Source organism: Marisediminitalea alba (assembly GCF_002993365.1).
Lineage (GTDB): Bacteria > Pseudomonadota > Gammaproteobacteria > Enterobacterales > Alteromonadaceae > Alteromonas > Alteromonas alba.
Map to the genome: position 1 here is coordinate 35,907 of NZ_PVNP01000054.1, position 17,501 is coordinate 53,407.

The 17,501-nt window shown below is 44.8% G+C and carries 20 protein-coding genes; 5 read left to right on the plus strand and 15 right to left on the minus strand.

What is annotated here, in order from left to right:
* Complete coding sequence (locus tag C6Y40_RS07410; RefSeq protein ID WP_105934051.1) at positions 1-945, minus strand: thioredoxin family protein; 945 nt, start codon at positions 943-945, stop codon at positions 1-3.
* A 267-nt stretch (positions 946-1,212) separates the two neighbouring features.
* Here C6Y40_RS07410 and C6Y40_RS07415 point away from each other — a divergent pair, with 267 nt between their 5' ends.
* From C6Y40_RS07415 to C6Y40_RS07425, 3 genes are read left to right on the plus strand one after another with little or no spacing between them, the layout of a single operon-like run.
* On the plus strand, positions 1,213-2,448 hold the full coding sequence (locus C6Y40_RS07415) for a hypothetical protein (protein ID WP_105934052.1): 1,236 nt from the start codon (positions 1,213-1,215) through the stop codon (positions 2,446-2,448).
* Positions 2,441-2,962 carry a helix-turn-helix domain-containing protein gene (locus C6Y40_RS07420; RefSeq protein ID WP_205664749.1) on the plus strand — a complete coding sequence of 174 codons (522 nt, stop codon included), beginning with the start codon at positions 2,441-2,443 and terminating at the stop codon, positions 2,960-2,962. Before C6Y40_RS07415 ends, C6Y40_RS07420 begins: the two co-directional genes overlap by 8 nt.
* A complete protein-coding gene (locus tag C6Y40_RS07425) occupies positions 2,953-4,950 on the plus strand; it encodes an AAA family ATPase (protein ID WP_105934053.1) in 1,998 nt (665 codons plus the stop codon). The genes C6Y40_RS07420 and C6Y40_RS07425 overlap by 10 nt, the downstream gene beginning before the upstream one ends.
* A 102-nt stretch (positions 4,951-5,052) precedes the next feature.
* Here the strand turns inward: C6Y40_RS07425 and C6Y40_RS07430 are convergent, their stop codons facing one another.
* From C6Y40_RS07430 to C6Y40_RS07490, 14 genes are all read right to left on the minus strand, one after another.
* A complete protein-coding gene (locus C6Y40_RS07430) occupies positions 5,053-5,760 on the minus strand; it encodes a hypothetical protein (RefSeq protein WP_105934054.1) in 708 nt (235 codons plus the stop codon).
* A gap of 89 nt (positions 5,761-5,849) precedes the next feature.
* The gene (locus C6Y40_RS07435; RefSeq protein ID WP_105934055.1) at positions 5,850-6,923 is read right to left on the minus strand and encodes a DUF7146 domain-containing protein; all 1,074 of its coding nucleotides are present in this window, start codon (positions 6,921-6,923) and stop codon (positions 5,850-5,852) included.
* Between the two features lie 90 nt (positions 6,924-7,013).
* Positions 7,014-7,355 carry a hypothetical protein gene (locus C6Y40_RS07440; RefSeq protein WP_053426186.1) on the minus strand — a complete coding sequence of 114 codons (342 nt, stop codon included), beginning with the start codon at positions 7,353-7,355 and terminating at the stop codon, positions 7,014-7,016.
* Entirely contained in the window at positions 7,355-7,852 is a 498-nt protein-coding gene (gene radC / locus C6Y40_RS07445; RefSeq protein ID WP_105934056.1) for a RadC family protein, read from the minus strand. The genes C6Y40_RS07440 and radC overlap by 1 nt, the downstream gene beginning before the upstream one ends.
* An 82-nt stretch (positions 7,853-7,934) precedes the next feature.
* Positions 7,935-9,590 carry a VWA domain-containing protein gene (locus C6Y40_RS07450; RefSeq protein ID WP_105934057.1) on the minus strand — a complete coding sequence of 552 codons (1,656 nt, stop codon included), beginning with the start codon at positions 9,588-9,590 and terminating at the stop codon, positions 7,935-7,937.
* A gap of 69 nt (positions 9,591-9,659) precedes the next feature.
* Positions 9,660-10,100, minus strand: coding sequence for a hypothetical protein (locus tag C6Y40_RS07455; protein ID WP_105934058.1), 441 nt, complete (start codon positions 10,098-10,100; stop codon positions 9,660-9,662).
* A gap of 61 nt (positions 10,101-10,161) precedes the next feature.
* Positions 10,162-11,115 carry a DUF3150 domain-containing protein gene (locus tag C6Y40_RS07460; protein ID WP_053426188.1) on the minus strand — a complete coding sequence of 318 codons (954 nt, stop codon included), beginning with the start codon at positions 11,113-11,115 and terminating at the stop codon, positions 10,162-10,164.
* 98 nt (positions 11,116-11,213) lie between these two features.
* Positions 11,214-11,978 (minus strand): hypothetical protein, encoded by a 765-nt coding sequence (locus C6Y40_RS07465; protein WP_445771662.1) that lies wholly within the window; start codon positions 11,976-11,978, stop codon positions 11,214-11,216.
* Between the two features lie 2 nt (positions 11,979-11,980).
* A complete protein-coding gene (locus C6Y40_RS07470; protein ID WP_024015927.1) occupies positions 11,981-12,940 on the minus strand; it encodes an AAA family ATPase in 960 nt (319 codons plus the stop codon).
* 209 nt (positions 12,941-13,149) lie between these two features.
* Positions 13,150-14,166, minus strand: a complete 1,017-nt coding sequence (locus tag C6Y40_RS07475) for a YqaJ viral recombinase family nuclease (RefSeq protein WP_105934060.1) — start codon at positions 14,164-14,166, stop codon at positions 13,150-13,152.
* Between the two features lie 60 nt (positions 14,167-14,226).
* The gene (locus tag C6Y40_RS24700; protein ID WP_000167275.1) at positions 14,227-14,370 is read right to left on the minus strand and encodes a hypothetical protein; all 144 of its coding nucleotides are present in this window, start codon (positions 14,368-14,370) and stop codon (positions 14,227-14,229) included.
* A gap of 81 nt (positions 14,371-14,451) precedes the next feature.
* Positions 14,452-15,270, minus strand: coding sequence for a phage recombination protein Bet (gene bet / locus C6Y40_RS07480; RefSeq protein WP_105934061.1), 819 nt, complete (start codon positions 15,268-15,270; stop codon positions 14,452-14,454).
* Between the two features lie 78 nt (positions 15,271-15,348).
* Positions 15,349-15,768, minus strand: coding sequence for a single-stranded DNA-binding protein (locus tag C6Y40_RS07485; protein ID WP_105934062.1), 420 nt, complete (start codon positions 15,766-15,768; stop codon positions 15,349-15,351).
* 15 nt (positions 15,769-15,783) lie between these two features.
* The gene (locus tag C6Y40_RS07490; protein ID WP_000455722.1) at positions 15,784-16,110 is read right to left on the minus strand and encodes a hypothetical protein; all 327 of its coding nucleotides are present in this window, start codon (positions 16,108-16,110) and stop codon (positions 15,784-15,786) included.
* Between the two features lie 367 nt (positions 16,111-16,477).
* Here C6Y40_RS07490 and C6Y40_RS07495 point away from each other — a divergent pair, with 367 nt between their 5' ends.
* Positions 16,478-17,080, plus strand: a complete 603-nt coding sequence (locus C6Y40_RS07495) for a hypothetical protein (protein WP_022614423.1) — start codon at positions 16,478-16,480, stop codon at positions 17,078-17,080.
* A 133-nt stretch (positions 17,081-17,213) separates the two neighbouring features.
* Positions 17,214-17,393 carry a hypothetical protein gene (locus C6Y40_RS24925; RefSeq protein WP_025610722.1) on the plus strand — a complete coding sequence of 60 codons (180 nt, stop codon included), beginning with the start codon at positions 17,214-17,216 and terminating at the stop codon, positions 17,391-17,393.
* Positions 17,394-17,501 lie beyond the last annotated feature (108 nt).

A 17,501-nucleotide genomic window follows, 5' to 3' on the forward strand; every position in this document is an offset into this window, starting at 1 on the left:
TTATAACCCTCCTTGTGCACGCAGATAGCGAACAAGGAACTCAGGGTCCTGTAATATTTTTTCGTTAAGCTCTTGGGCTGACATCGCGAGTGAAACGCCGGGCTGAACAGGTCTGGTGGCATAGTAAGTTTGATCGTCAATCCAACCGGCTTGATGGGCTGCAAGAATGATTCGATTATTGAGCTCATCAAGGCTCATTGCGCCCTGGCCAATCGGAGTGATGACATTAGGCGGGTCTACTAAGAAGACCGCAGGAACAGTCGTAACGGACAACGATTGTGCTTGTCCTGAATCGACTTTGTAATTTGGAAATTCTCCACTTGGTAAAGGCAAGCCATCGACAGCAATAGCAAACACCTCGAAACCGTAGTTCAAAGCCATGGATTCGATGATAGGCGCTTGAGCATGGCAATAAGGGCAATCCGAACGATAGAAGAAGAACAAGCCAGCCCGTTTTGCTACTTCACCTAAAGCTACATCACGTTGAGCGCCAGCTTCTCGATCCATCCGATTGGCAGCATAGGTCGCCAAGGGTCTGCGACTGATTTCATCTAAAACAGGATCGCCCATGACCACCTGCTGACTAACATCAGCAAACTGTGAGCCCTTATCCATCATGACTCGCTGGAGATACAGATAGGCTCTGACATTCTCATTCGTCGGCTCATCAATCGCCTTGTCCATAAACGACTGCATGTGCTCACGAAACCAAGCTGCACTGAAAGGCTTTAGTTCGCTCTGACTGGACTCCACGACACCAGATTCCGGCTTTGTAAGCTCATCAGGCTGTTCAGGCTCAGCTATAACCTGATACCAAAACCAGCCTTCCTGACCACGCTGATAGAATGGCCCATCATTAGCATGGGCGGGCAAGATGAATACAAAGAAAATAATGATTGGGATGGTCACCCATAGGATAAACCAAGGTAACAAAGGGGTTCTCATTGTCAGCTCCAGAAAATTTCATAGAGCTAACATGCTAAAGGTCCCCTTTAGAGCGATAGGCCAGATAGATGAAGGAATCGTGTGTGTTTCTGACTAGCTGTCTTGACCAGTAACAGCTAACTTTAATAAGCCAAAAATATGGTTTTCCGTTTTGAGCTAGGAGCGGACATCGAACTATCATACTTTGCAGAGGAAATATAGCTGTGGGTTAACTTTTAAAGAGTGATCGTGTACATTGTCCAGATTAAATCAAGATGACACTTTTTTATGGCAGTAGAGACTATCAATAGGGAAGCTGGAGACTCTGGCAAAGGCTTTAGATTACAGCTCATAAGGGCGATTAAGCTCATGCTGCAAACGATTCAGCAGGATAGAAGTACTGTATTTTTTACTGCGGTGGAAAATCTCGAAGATGTTTCCCATCAGACTATTGTAGATGGAGAAGTCAGTAATTACTTCGAAGAAGACAAGAATTATGACTTGAATGGCAATTTCACAATTTTTAGTCCTCCGGTTATAAATACGTTGGTCAGTTTTTATGACATCTATGTAGATCAATTTCGCACCAGCAACAGCGTATATTTGGGCTTTTACACGACGAGGGATGTCGGTAAGGAAAGAAAATCCAAGCTCAATAGCGGTAAAGAAATAGCTCTACCAGAAAAACCAATTTTAGAAATTCTTCAATCGTTTGATGATGTTTCAGACGATACAATTAATTTAGTAAAAGAAATTCTTGTTGAAGAGTACGCTTCCCAATATAAAGAAAAGTCTAAGTCAGGAAACTTAGAAACGCTTCGGGGTCTAAGTGCTGATAGGTTTAAAGAGTTTTTGAGGAAAATTTTATGGCATTTCGGTCAGGAAGATGAGGATGCTCTCAAGCAGACAGTTTTAAAGGATATTGAGTATTCACCACTTCACAACAATGCTCATATAGGCAAAGAAAAAATAATATTTTGTTTGTTAATGGATAAGCTGAGTGAAAGGCAAAATAGTAAAAACTTAGTCGATAAGTTGGTTCATAGTTCAGATGTAAAACTGATTTTTAAAGAAGCAGAGTCTCAAATTCCAGACGAGAGTATAGACCCTACTTGGCGCTATATCGCCGAGCTTGAAAAGGATGTGACCGACAAGCGAAATCTGAAGGAAAAAGTACTTTCAGTAATAGAGGATATTTCAGATCGTCGAATTAGACTGTTAGCAAGAAAAGCAAGTGGCTCTAAGTATGAAGAGCGTGAAGCAGACAAGTCTTTTTTGTCTTTGAAGTATCGTGTTTTTGAAGCTTGTGAAGAATATTTTTCAGATGATGGATATGTAGCCCCTGAAAGCGGCAACGACTTGGATGCTGTTCTTCAAACGCTCTTATCAAAAGCAGTAGAAGATATTTCTAAGTTAAAGACCGATTACAAATATACGATTTCTAATGATAAAACAATAGAAGGAATTATTTGGAATTTATTTGATGGGTGTTTTTTAGCTTTTGATGAGTGTAGTGATGAGTGATGTAAGTACAAAGAAAAGGCTAATGTACTTAAGCGGTGAAGATTTCTATCTTTATTGCTATTCCGTTCTTGTTATTTTGGATTCTTTAGGTTGTCGTGATGGGAGATTTTTTAGAGACTACAGGAAGTTGGCTTTTTTAACTGACATTATCAGTAATGATAAAACAGTCTATGTGGTTTCTCATTCTTCAGCGGAAAAAATGAACCCTAAAGATTATGAGTGTTTACTTGACAGCTATTCGAATGGATTAACTAGAAGAAGTGAAATTCTTAAGTTGTTGTTTGTTCTTGAGAAGAGAGGCTATGTGACTTTGAATCGAGGTAAAGCACAAGAAATTGATGTTTCTTTGACTAAGGATAACCTTCCTAATGACTTTTTAAACAGCAATGTTTTCGAGTCGGAATCTAAGAATATAATAAAAATATCAAAGAAAGTGGGACGGTTGGCATCGCTAACTCTGGATACCATGTTAGGTAAAATTTATGTTGAAAATGGAGTTCGAACATGGGTCTGATGCGAGTTAATAAGCTTATTTATGAAGGAAGCAAGTATTTTTTCGAGTCTAAAGAGTTCGACGAAAATATCATCCTAATTGAGGGCGATAATGGAACAGGGAAAAGCACCTTTTGTAATTTGATTTATTTTGCATTGGGTGGAGAGGTTCCAATATTTCGAATAAATAATGATAAGCGCCACGATGAAATAACTTCTGATAGTGATAACTATGTTGATCTTTATATCTCAATCAATGATGGCAGTTATTTACTAAGGCGCTACTTTGGAGATAATGAAGTAACAGTAATCCCCTATGAGCGGGTGGTTGAGAAGATATATTCAGAAGATAAAAATACTTTAATTGAAGAGAAGGTAAGATTTTCTCTTTCGGAAGATAAGACTGAAATATATCCCGTAAACAGAAGCAAAGATTCATACGTTTTTTCTGACTGGATTCTCGAGAAATTGGAAATATCTGTGGTCGAGCTTTTTCATGGATATAATACATTTAAAATTAATATATCAGACTTGATGCGGCTGATTTATCACGATCAACAGCCGAACCCAGAGGGTATTTATAAAAAGCCAGATACTAATTCAACGTATGTTTCTGATTCTGAGTTGGTTCGAAAAGCTATTTTTGAACTCTTAGTTGGTAAAGCCTATTCTGATTACTACGACTCTATTGTCGAGGAAAAGAAGCTGTCGAGAGAGAAAAGCTTGGCTAAAGCGGTTGTGAATGAGTACACGCTTTTAGCCGACAAAATGCGAAAAAATGGCGGGGCTAAAAATGTCAGTTTTTTACAGAAAGAAATCTCTGATAAAGAGCAGCAAATTGACAAGTTGCATGATGCCAGACAGGCATTCAAGCGAAATCGAACTGGATCAAATACAATTAATCAAGATATTGAGTCGTGCAAATCAGAATTAATTGATTGTGAACTTAGATTAAGCCGATTAAAAGAAAATCTGGTTTCAGCTCTTGATGAACGGTACAAATTAAACGTAGTTAGAAATGAATCTGCTTCAGAGATTAGACGTATTGAAAAAGTTATTTTTTCACACGATCATCTAAACCTTTTTACATCTGATACTTGTCCATACTGCTTAAGTCACGTGGATCGTGTGGAAGGGCATTGTGTTTGTGGCGCTTCGATAGAAGAAGAACAATATGAGAGGTTTTTCTACACATCAAAAGAGTATAAAGATATTCTGAAAACGAAACTTAAGGCACTGTCAACAATTAAAACCGCATATGATGATTGTGACTCTGAAGTTCAAGAGATTAAAAAAGAAATTGAGTTGATAGAGAAAAAGTCGGTGACTTTCCGTGAAAAGCTACAAGAAATGCTTGGGCGGGTCGATGAAATTGTTGACATTGAAAGCCTAAATGATATTGACGATAAAATATTGCAGCTTAGAGAAGATGTTGCGAATTTGAATCGATTGTTGGAGATTGAATCAAAGCTGGAACGTATCCAAAAAGATTTTGATCTGGTTAGCTCTAAAGCAAAAGACGCTGAGTTAAAGAGGAAAGGGCTTGAGATTAAAGCTCAACAGGATGTAACTTCGAAGGTAAATGCGTTTAGTAAAAAGTATGATGAGCTGATGAAAAATACTTTGCCTGATTGCAGATCGGCAAAGATTGCGCTTGATAACTATTTGCCTTCAATTAATGATGGTCTCTATCGAGAAACAAGTTCACTTGTTTCAATTCGAATGATGTACTTTATCACTCTCATGCATTTAGCTTTGTCTGATGAATCAGTGACATTCCCGCGCTTTTTACTTATTGACACACCTGAAACTGCCGGAATCGAATTAGAGTATCTGATTAACTGTATTCGTCAGTTGGAAGAATTGAAAAATTATGGAACTGACTTTCAAGTTATCATTTCGACAGGTTTAAACAAGTATCCCGAGTCATTAAAGGACAATCGTGTACTCTTTATGCCCGATAAGCAGAAGGAACATATGCTCTTGAAGAAGAAGAGCCTTTCTAAGTAATAACGTCAAGCAATTTAGATTCAACTAGTTAGTATGATTAGTTACTGAAGTTCTGCTATCGGCACGTAAGTAATATTCAGAAATTTTGAATACTACATTAACTCACTTTACTGCAAAAACCGTAACCAACGTTTTAATTGAGTCACCCGGAACCATAACAAAGTGCATTTTGCTACCAACATGCTGCCATAACTCGGCCTCTTGTGCATATTTTTTGGCTTTTTGGATAGTGACCCTTTCAGGTAACTGGGCTTTAGTTAGCGCAGAACATAGCAGCTTTGTGCACAAAGCCTTCCAAGGATGCTTGGGCACTCCATCAGAAAGCCGTTCCACAAATCTTTCAAGCGCGTGACGAGTCACCACGACAGGTCCAATGTTCGGAACGTTGATGACCTCATCGATTTCTCTCACTGTAGTATTATCGACGCTGTATTCTTCGAAGGAATGTGAGAGCCAATCGTCCCGCTTCTCTACCGAGATCTGTGCTTCCTGGTAGCGGGTGAGCAAGAACCTGGTCAGGCTGTAAAGTGAATGCTGAGTTGAGCGTTTTTTCTGTAACTTTTTGATAGCTCCTTTACTGACCCGGATTTGAAGCCCATTACCGCTTCGGTTACTCCCCATCACCTCTTTCACTGACAGTAGGTGATGAATCGCATAGAGCTCAGCTGCAATTGGCTTTTGCTGCTCAGCTAGCTTGTCGTATTGCTCACCTAAATCGACCTTTAGTTCGCCTCCTCTTCGAAGGCCGGTCTTCCAGTAAACCGTAAACTCACCATCAATCTGCTTTGTTAACAGGGTTAATACCATCATGTTTGTTTCTCCTATTGGTTATCTTTTTTCCATTCTCCATGTTTTTTCAAATATGCAAGGCGCAAAAAAAGGGGCCGAAGCCCCTTGGATCAGATATGAACTTTCGGAAAGCCCATGGCACCGTATACATTCAGCACATCATTCCAATCCCAACTTTTCACGCCGAGTGACGTTGGTATCGGGGGGATCAGGACTTGTGTCAGAATGCCTTTTTGCCAGGCTTTTTTCTTGAGTTCATTCGCTGCATTCAGGCCGGTCTCAGAGAGATCGTGATCTGCCCAGATGTACAGCATTTTCACATTACTTGGTGGTTCAAATCTAGCCAGTAGCGTTGCATTCACAACCGACCAACATGTTTGTCCCGTAGCTCTGGTAACCGCTAAAGCTGTTTCGATGCCTTCAGAAACACCTAATACCTCACCAGGCTCACCTATAGGAATGGCACCACCTGTGATTGTTCTGTCACTTGGTATCGGCATCATCTTTTTAGGCTTTTCAACCGGCGCTTTGAATCCATCTTCACTTAGGTAGATCCGATGAAACGTGGCCGAACGCCCTTGCTGAGTAACGATTTTACCTAGCAGCGCTGGGTAGCTATCGATAAACAAGCCATCTTCATCATGGTAAGGCAAGTTTGGATGATACCTCAGCACCGAATCCCATTCAGGACGAAGCCGGGTAACAATGCCACGACGATGCATGTAGTTCCAAACTGGTTGCGCACGAGTATCTGTAAGAGAAAACGTTTCTCCCCAAGTTTGATTCAAGCGATGGATAATCGCTTTGTCCTCGTCCTGCTTTCTAGCCTTCCAATCAACTGCGTTACTCGGTATTGGCCGAATAGGCGCTTGTATTTGTCCGGGTTGAATACCAAGAACCTGGCCGATTGCTTCAATAGACTGAGCAAAGTTCCACCCATTAATCCAAGACAACAGTTCAAAGCCATCATGAAAGATACCGCAGGTATTACAAACGCCACCACCGGTATATTCAGCATCTTTGAACAGCCTAAAGCCATCACGACCGCCATGAACAGGACAAGCCACATGACGACCTTTTCGAGCAATAGCGGCATCAAGTTCTGGCACCAATGCCGCCAAGACTTGAAGCCATTGGCCCTTGAGATATGGCCTTACTGTGTCAATTTGTAAAGGTAACGCCATATAACCTCCTTAAGTAAAATGCCGACTCCTACCACAGGTGGTAAAAGTCAGCTTAGGACCTGCATTAGCCGTTTGGTTAATGCAGGAACGTTAGTCAAGCTGGATACCATGTCGTCTTAATAGCCACATGATGGAATCACGAAGCACATCAGGATCGACAACCGCAGCCATCGCGCAAACACGAAAGCAAAATGGCGCTATTTCGTCATTTTGAATCCACGACAACACATCCTTGCGCAACCGAGTACTGACACGACCGTCCAGCAACACACGGATCGCATCCAAAAGAATGCCTTCGCGTAACTGCCAGATTTCTGTGTCAGACCAAGTGACAGGGGCATCATCAAACTCAAATAGAAATTCGAGCTGTGCTGATGTGTGCTGATGGGACTGCTTTTGTGATGAAGGAGAATGGGCAATGCGCCCATTCATTAAAGATAACCGCGTTCGGCAAGCGAAACGCAGCCCTCGGATGCGACCACGACATGGTCAAGCGTTCGAATATCAACAAGTGACAAGGCGTCACGGAGTCGATGAGTGATGCGTTTATCAGCTTCACTGGGTTCAGGATCACCCGATGGATGGTTATGAACCATTATCACTGCTGCCGCATTAAGTTCTAGCGCACGCTTTGTTACTTCCCTTGGATACACGCTCGCCGCATCTAAAGTGCCTTTGAATAGCTCTTCAAATCGAATAACGCGATGCTTTGTATCAAGAAACAGCACGCCAAAGACTTCGTGCTCATACTCGTGCATCAGTGTTTGCAGGTATGAGAACGCCGACGATGGCTGTTCAATTTTGCGACCTTTACTCAATCGACCACGGGCAAGCTTGAGCGCCATATCTAATATATCCGCTTCAGTCACTTGCTCAGGAACGATGTAAGTACCGGCTTCTTCGCCAGCTAAGAACTTTCTGTTTTTCATAGGAGTCTCCAAAAAAAACGGAGACGAACCCATGCCCTGACGGGGACGGAATCGTCCCCGCAGGGTGGTAAAGTTGATGTGGTTACTGAATTAACAGTTGTTGTGTTACTTCGAATAACTCACGCTTCAGATCTTTGACGTCGTTAATCACGATGCTTTGAGGAAAGAATTTCTCAACACTGCGTGTTTGAATCCCGATCCCCAGCAGCTCAAAGCCACTTCGTCTGCAACGGTCAACAATGTCATGCGTAGCAGCCCAATCATCTGGGTCACCATCGGTTAGCACTATCATTAGCTTTCGCTTCTGTTTTTGTGCCAACAAACTGTTTGCCGCAAACCACATAGCTTGTGCCATAGGCGTACAACCTCGTGGTTTTTGGTCAAAACAGGCGGCCCGATGTCGAACCGATTGCTTGGGCAATAACGCGATAGAAACTTCCTGATGAATACCAGGAAAATAACTGACCGCAGGTACAACACCCGGTATACCTTCCAATGCCATGGCCAAAGCCAAAGCAGCTTCATTGGCAACATGAAAGTACTTGCGATTACCTTCGCCAATGGGTTTACCCATTGAGCCCGATATATCGACAAGCAAGTGAACAGCAGCATTGGGCGCAATGCGCGGCTGCCTTTGAATAAACAATCTCGACTCACCTGCTTGGGAAGCGGCAAGACGATGGGTTGCAACTCGAAGACCGTGCCGTTTGGCATGATTCCGATTGTCCTGACTGGACTGAACCATACCTCTAAGTCGGGCTCGAATTTGAGCCGACTCAGACGCCGATAAGGTCAAGATGGCCTCATCACCCAACATAGCTTGCTCTGCTTGGGGCAAACTGAGTGGAGTGACGCCCTGATGTCCTTCAGCTTGTTCCGACAACACTTCTGCCACTTGTGCAAAGGTATCGGGTTCAAACTGAGCGGCACTGGCCTCTAAGGCTTGTCGCAAATTGTCAGCTTGATCAGAGTTATCTGAATCACCCGTTTCAGCAAAATCCCCCGTTGCAGACGAATCTGTTTCTGGGGTTTGACTATCACTACTGTTATTGCTGTCATTACTCGCATCTTGTCCAATGTCATTACCGCTATCAGCATCCGACTCATCCTGTGGTGGACGAGATTCTTCTTCCAACATGGCAACGATGGCATCGACAAGTTTCAGCACTTCACCTGTAGACCCTAAGCTAGGCACTGCTGTCAGCATGGCGCTTAACCGGCTCATCGCTGCGGCAGGAAAGAGTTGTCTCACTCTTTCATCAATCGCTTGATACAAAGGCGTCAGCGCTTTCTGGCCCAGAAAATGGCATCTCAAGCGGAACAACAACCATGCTTGCAAGTTAGATGCAGGCTCAAGCTGTTCAGGTACACACATTTGCTGTGTGTCCACCATGTACTCAATCACTTGCGAAATACTGCGCCTGGTTCCGGGGTAATCCTTTGCCAATTCGTTTTCAATGCGAACATCCTCAATGATATTGAGAAGTGCCTTACGGATCGGTTTGGACAACGCCTTCTGCACCATGTCAAAATTAGTATGGCGAATATGCGCCGCTTCATGAGCCAGGTAACCCCAAGCTATCTGTTGATAGTGTGGGTCGTCTGGGTTTGCTGTTGGGATCACAATCCGCTCACCATCGGTAAACGCATCTTGTCCTTGAATAAGCACCTTCACACCAAACTTTTCGCCATAAGCGGCGGCAACGATTGGCAGTGCATTTTTTAATGGATGATTCATGGGAGTCTCCTAATCATCAGGGGGAATACTCCCTCAGCGGGAGTGTTTCCCCGCTGGGAATGTGGGTGTTTAAACCTGTGCTTTTAGCTTATCCAGGTCGTATTTTTGACCTAGCCAAGCCACCAATTGAGCTGGACTTTCATGCTGCTCAAATGACGTTTTAAACTGGTCTAAACTCAGGATGTCATCCAATGTCAGACCGTACTGGTCTTGTAACTGAGTAGACACCTCGTGTTGATATTGCAGCCAAGCTCGCTCATGAGCGGTTTGCTGCAATGCCATGTTTGGAACAAATACCATGGCCGTTACCCAAGCTCCTTGTGCGTCCGCATCTGCGATCAGCACTGGGTTCTCGGGGATCACGACACTATGTGTTGAGTACGACCGTTGTACTAACGTTCGACAACACGCCACTTCTGGTATCGATTCACTTTCAACAGCATCAGTCACACCACGAAAATGTGCTTCAAACTGGTTCAGTTGGCTGGGGTTATGGATGGTTGGTTGCATAATTTCCTCTTACATAGTTCAGAGGACATGCTCCCTTCAGGGCAACATGCCCTCAAGGACGTTAGAAATAAAACGAGTTTGGTACAGTCGAACCAAGGTTTGGTCTGACGGTTGGTTGGGGTATTGCACGCAAGTTATCTGCCTGAGCAGATACTGGCTGTGCGGGTTTAGGTTCAGGTTTGGGCATCAGTTGCCTGATATCCAATTGACCTTCACCGTGCATTCTCATCTTGTCTGGATCAGACAAAATTAAAATGGTCGCCATCAGTTCGTGATAGAGATTGTCTGTCACAGGGCCGGTCTTCGGCAGACGAACAAATAAATTGTCCATCGCTTCAACCATCGGCTGAACTCGATGATCTAGGAATGACAAACCATCCAACTTGTCTCTTAACCGTTTGAGAGGATTAAGGGCTCGCTGGCTGATTTGATTCTTACCTGCAACGGAACGTTCAAACAGTTCATTGGCATCACGAGCCACCTCCCTAAAAAGGGTGTGTCCCATACCATTGACCTTGTCATCTAAGCCACCAGCTTGGTCAGCCGGTTGCATTCGATAGATGGCATAATCGAACTGAAGCCGTTGTTCCACGTCTTCGATGGGTGATAATGCACGTCGGATTGCATCTGCAAATTCCGGGTGTTTTGCAACCCAGTCAAAAGTCACCTGATCATAGTTGTCCAAGAACAACTGCTTGCACTGCGCAAACTCCTGACCGATCCGGTCAAGCTCAGGAACAATCTGATCAATTCGGTCTTCAGGGACGGCATAGCCACCTAAAAACCGCACACCGACTTGCTCACACAACCGCTGCGCTTCTTTCTTAAGCCTTTCAAAGTTCGCCAATGCCTCAGGGTCGCAAATTTTTTTACTCCCTAAGCTGGCAACATCCTTCGGTGGAAGTTGGCTGCCATTGGCTAGTCTGAAATCTTCAGGCCTTAGTTTTTTTCTACCGCTCCAGATGGAACAGTCGATGTGACAAATCAAAAGTTTGTCGAGGGTTTGAATACTCATAGTGCATCCTCATGCGAGATGGGGACGCACCACTCCCAGCAGGAGCAATGGCCCCCGTTTGGGTGGTAGTAGTTGACGCGCTAATGGCAACATCACTATCAGAAATAGTAATTTTGCGAATCAGGCGACGATTGGTTGAGATCGATTTTCACAGGCATTAAGTCCAGTGCTTCAGCTATCGGGCGAACCCGCTCTAAATCACTGCCTAGCAAACGCAATACATCTTTTTCCAACTTCAGTTGGTCGGATACTTCTATCCCTTCAGGACTCGCTACTGTAAGCGAACACAGTGGTGGTAATTGACGCTTAAAGGCCAGTAACAGCAACAATGGCCACGGGCCATCATCAGTGTTAACAATGCCAGCGCCTTCACCTGACACCATGCTGATTTGATTGGTACTAGGTAATCCGCTTTTGCAAAACCCTAATGACCATTCTCCAATCCTGACCTGGTTATCATCAATAACAGCCAAGCCATAGGCTTCAAGCAGCTTTGCCATATCGAACAACGCTTTTTGCGCCAGCGATATTTGGCCATTGACGTCCTTGCGAGTACGAAACTCCCAACTGACGTTATTGGCGCACGCGACGCTATCAAGCGCATTTGATAGTTCAAATGGCCGCCCTTGATGATCAATGCCGACTTGTCCAACAAATCGATAACCCTTGTTGATTTTCTCATTGATTCTTCGGTCTGCTTCTGCGTTAGGATCAGTCGAGTCAATCAATCGCTGCTGCGACAATTGACCTGCTTTTCCAAACCGAACTTCAACCTCCTGGTTACCTGCTCCAACGTAAATAGCCCATTCTTTGGCTGTCCCATCAGAATGACTGTAACGGTAAAGAGCAAAGCACTTTTCCATCATCAATCCTCCCAGTGGTCACCGAAGACATCAGCGGCAATACGGTGAATGGCTTCTCGTTGCTCCAACTCAGCACGAGCCGTCAAAGACCGAACCAGTGCATACTCCACTGCGTTAGGAGCACCTTTGAAAGCAAGTGTTAACTTTGCCCAGCGCACCAAGGTCCGAGTGGACATGGTGATACTAAGCTCAGCACCGCCATCCGCGCCCCCAATAAAAAGACGACGAATGTCACCAGCCACTTTCACCATTTTTTGGCGAAAGACTTCTGGCAAGCCCGGCGCAACGTTCTCCAGAATGGCTTCCTCTACAGAAGGCTCTGCATAGGTCGCTTCGATGATTCTAAAGCGATCAAGAAAAGCCAAATTCTGTTGGAGCACACCTTGATACAAGCCCGTTTGGTCACCGCTGCCCGCACTGTTGCCGGTTGCGATAAAACGAAACTTGGTATGTGGCATGATGATCTCTCCGCCATTTTGTGCAATGACCAACGGGGCACCTTCCAAAATGTCATTGAGCCCAGCCAGTTCAGCAGGCTCAGCAAGATCCATTTCATTAATGATCAGCAAATGGCCATGCTTGACAGCCAGTGCCAGCGGTCCATATACAAAAGTCATGTTGCCATTAACCAGCGTGTGGTGACCGATAAGATCGGACAACTCCAATCGACCGTGCGCAGTAATTTGCTGAACAGGCCAATTCAATCGAGAAGCAACTTGGCAAATTAGCGAGGTCTTACCGCATCCAGTGGGGCCTGTAATATACAAACCGTCACCGTCTGGGTGAGACAAGAACGCCAATACATCACGTAAGTCTTCTTTTCTAAAAACATACTCGTCCTTGCGAACGGGAATGTTTGGATGGGTAGTGTCGGCACTAAATCCTTCCAGAACGAAAGCATCAGGAGCCGGGACATTAAACGCTTGATTCACTTGAACCAAAAATGGGGATTGTTCAGTCATGGTAAACCTCATCAGTTTTAACGAGGCCCCATGCCCCAACAGGGAATGAAGTCCCCGTCGGGTGGTGTGTTGATTGTGGTATGGCTGTGTATGTAAGAGTTCAGCTCGCTCTATCATTCGTACCCAGCATTGGCTACGAGTGAAACTGCTTTCTAATGCACTCGATGTAAGCGCATGAGAAAGGAGCCGAAATCGGCTCCAAGTGAACGTTAAAAGTAAAATGAGCTCGGCGAGTCACCTGGCAGAACCAAGTTATCTTGCTCAAGACTGATTTTGATTGGTGTTTCAACGGGCTGCTCTGGCTTATTGGTGCTAATGCGCAACCGCTCTTGTGGCGCTTTTCGGTAAGCGGCTAAAACCTGTTCATCCAGCTCGCCTAACTTATCGGTGGCCAATTGCTTATAGTCCACCGTGCCCGCCATCATGTAGCGGCTGAGTTTGACCCCAGCATAGTCGGCATGAGCGTAGTTACCCATCATGGCGACCAATTTTGACTGAGCGTCTCGCATTTCCTCTTTCAAAGATTTAATGTGATTTTCCAGTCGAACCACTTCGGCATGTGCTGAGCAATACTGTCGAGACAGTGATGTCCAGCGGTATTGGGCTTCACCCTTGGGAACAAAACAATCTTGCTCAGGGCATTTTGACGGTTCTTTTTTGGTCTGTACTAACTCCCAAAACTGAAGCGCTGTTTCTTGCAATTCAGTTAAGAACAATGCGTCTCGTTGTATTTCAAACTCAATCAGTTGATCCTCAAAATAGAAAACCAACCAACCTCGCGTGCTATTGGCGACCAGTATTTGGTGCTGTACTTGCACCCAATACAACTGGTACGCCTCGCTTTGTTCTCGGTGAGCTTGCACATCCTCAAAAACTGACTGGCAAGGACATTTCAATTCAACGGGTTCGCCCGCATCGTTGATGCCATCAAAGCTGGCCCGAAAGATTGCGTTATGATCGGCTTCTGCACATAACGGCAGAAGAAAGTCATTGTGCGCATTCTCAAATGCTCGCCTTGCTTGAGGCTCCAACCGAATACCGCGAAGCACATTAGGATTATTCGACAGGTCTTCCGGTAATACGAATCCGGTTTTTTCTGCCCACAATCGCCAAGGTGTTTTGTAGGGTGAACGCCCCATAATAATTGGGGCTTCAGATGCCGTAACCCCTGCAATGCGCCACTGGTGCCATGCAGGAGTACGTTGTGATAGGTCGATAACCTTCATATTGCCTCCTTTGAGGGGAGACTCCCCCGAAGGAGAGAACTCCCCTTCAGGGTTAAGTGGTTACTTTGCAGCTTGCGCTAACGCTGTTTGGTGCTGAACAACACTTGCTTGAACCGAATCAATTGCCGCTTTACCGGCTTGAATCGAACCTACGACAAGGGCAACAACCAATACCAAGCGAAAAAGTGAGGCTGATTTAGTCATGGAAGATCTCCAAAAAAAGACGAGACCTTCCCCCTGACGGGAGAATAATCCCGCCAGGGTTAGTAGAATGAATGCATGGCGCTAAGAAGCTAAAGGCTGTGTGAGCGCTTTGGCTGCTTGTTGCTGTGCATTAAATATTTCTTGTTTCGCAAACGTCAGTTCAACACCTTGAAAATGTTCATTGGCATATTCCAATGCACTATTCCAAGCGTTTGAAGCTTCCGCCCGCTCGATAAGCTTGTAAACAAGCCCTCGGGTTCGATCATCAACTTGCTCGGGTGGAATCACAGATGGCTCAACAACATATGTTGCTTGGCCTTCGATAATTCGCTCCGCTTCGTCTTGATCGAAAATTCCCACAAAGCCAAACGCAATGCGGGAACACTGGATCATGGATTTATGTCTTAGCATTCGCTTAGTGTGCGTCTGCCATGGACCATCTACACGGTAAGGGCCATTTTTGCCGTTACCTTCAAAAGGCGGTCGATAGACTTCATCCAGGTATTCAGTGATTTTGACTGGGTGCGAACGGTCGCGCCGGTAGATGATGCATTCCATCCATTCCGGGCATTCTTTCGCGCCATCCAGTGAGACATTGTTTTCTGAAGTCTTAAACTCCATGCCATCAAACTGGTCGTGTTGATTGATGATGCGAGACCAGCCATCGACACCTACCACTGGAATAATCCCAGCTTGTTTATCAGGGAGTGCAAAAATCTCTTTGGTGAAAGGGTTCAAGCCGTACTGATCTGCAACCACCAAGAGCGCCATCATCTGCTCATTGGTCGGTGCACTACCGTCACGTTGCTTAAATGCTGTTGCTTTTAGGGTATCGAACAACTTGTTTGGATCGACACTAAAGCGCTCAGCAAAGCGTTGGATTAGCTTTGGTTTTTCCATTATGGACTCCGACAATCAAAGTGGGAGTCTGCCCCTGACGGGAAAGTACTCCCGACTGGGTTAAAGGGTTTTGCTCGGTTAAAAATCTGGTTCAGGATAAGTTTGTGCCCAATTAGCTTGGGAGCCCGCATCATCCGCCGCTGATGGCTCAGATGCTTTGTTCACACTATCAAGAAGCAGAAACTCGTCCGCGGCCACTTCGGTCAATCGATGCTTAATGCCATCTTTCTCCCATGAGCGCGTGCGCTGAGGACCTTGAACAAAAAGCTTCGCTCCTTTTTGGATTAAATCTTTTGCTCTTAGCCCTAACTTAAATCCACCACGATCTCGAAAAACAACCCGATGCCATTCCGTATGCTCTTTGAGCTCATTGGATTGACGGTCACGCCATTTCTCAGAAGTGGCCAGCGAAATGCTGGTCACTAAATCACCTGATGGATAGGCTCGCGTCTCTGGCTCAGCGCCAACGTAGCCTATGAGTGTTACTTGGTTTTTCATGATGTTCTCCTCGTCTTAGTTGAACTCTGTGCACACAGTTGCTTCTACCCGGCTGGGCAAAGAAGACTGACGACGCAGATAGGTTGGTATTTCGAGTAAAGCCATGTCGTACTGATGTGGCTCTTTGTAAAACGCAGATGTCAAACGGGGCATACCAGGAGCTTTAGGCACTGCCATTGGACGACGTTTTGGTGTTGGTGTGAGCAATCGCTTGATTTGAGTAAGTACAAATCGAAACGGGCGCACGCTTTGACGAGCAAGCAATCGCAAAAGCGACCAGCTCAGTTTTGCAAGCAACATAATGCCTGCGATTTGGATAATAAATCCGAAGATATATTCCATTGGTGACTCCTTAATTTGGTTGTGAAGGAGTCACACCCAACTGGGGAGAACTCCCCCAGTTGGGTGGTGAAAAGGCGAACCGCAAGGAACGCATGGTTGAGCATGTAAAAACATGCAGGCTATTTGTTTAAGGAGGCTAGCTACCTCTTAGTACCACTGAGAAAACTCAGCGGCGGGCTTCCTTTGAGCTCATGCTCTCAGGCGCAGATATCACTGAAACAGATCAGCAATATTTGATAGTCAGTGTAACCGTCTTATCCAGACAGGATAGTTAGAAAGATGCTCAATTCTTCCACCTAGCTGAAAGGCCATTACCTCACAGAGGATTAGGCTAGGGACTGATTATTGTCATATCAGGAGCAAACTTATGGCCCAAGCAAAACCCAATTATTCAAAACCCATCTTTGAACAATCATTCACAATTAACAGCTTACAGGCACAACGTGTCGTTGACCGTGTTTTTAGACGGACGGTCAGTGCGCTTTACGGAATCGATGTCATCCTGCGCATCATTGGCGATGAGAACGAAATTGATGAAGTGGAACAGATCATTAGCCAGTTGATCGAGGATTGCGCTAAGGCGGTAGACAACGAACAATCTCGTTTGGACAAATTGATGGAGTCCAACGGCATCGATGAAGTACCTGACTACACCGACCCGATTACCTTCAACGCTAAAATCAGCTCGCCTCAGGTTGGCCAGTTTGTCGGCTTAGTGCGCAAACTCGATTCGTTGATGATCTCAATGGACACACTCTGGTTATCTAGCGTGCTTAGCAACAAGCAACGTGTTGATGGCAACTACGCATGGCAACAGCGCATTATCAAACTTGCACGACGCATTATTGATATCGAAATTCGAGCACGAAAATCAGCCCAAGCTAAGGGTAAAGAAGCAGAAGTTGAGCAAGCGGTGCCTTCGACCGATGACGATATCACTGAAGAGGAAACAGATACCCCCGCCAACTAGCCTCCCATCAACCAGCCCCTCTCGAAGGGGCTCTATATCGCTATCCATGCTATCGGTAATGAGTTCAATAAACAGTATACAATGTACGCATAATGCAGTACATTGTATTGCTTATTTATCATGGAGAAGCACAGTGTCGCGTTCCAAAGAAGAGACTTTGTCAATACGAACATCTAAAGAAATCAAGCTGTTGCTAAAAGCAGCAGCGGAAAAAGAACACCGCTCTCAAGCGTCTATGATAGAAATACTAATTTTAGATTATGCAAAATCGAATGGGCTAAGCCCCATCATAGCCTCAGATAATACTAAGTAGTTACGTCTGATTATTTTAAATCGTTATTAATATGATGAAATAATTAGTATTTAATACGATAAACGACTGAGTAATTCGATTATAAATGAACATTGCAAAGGGGAATAA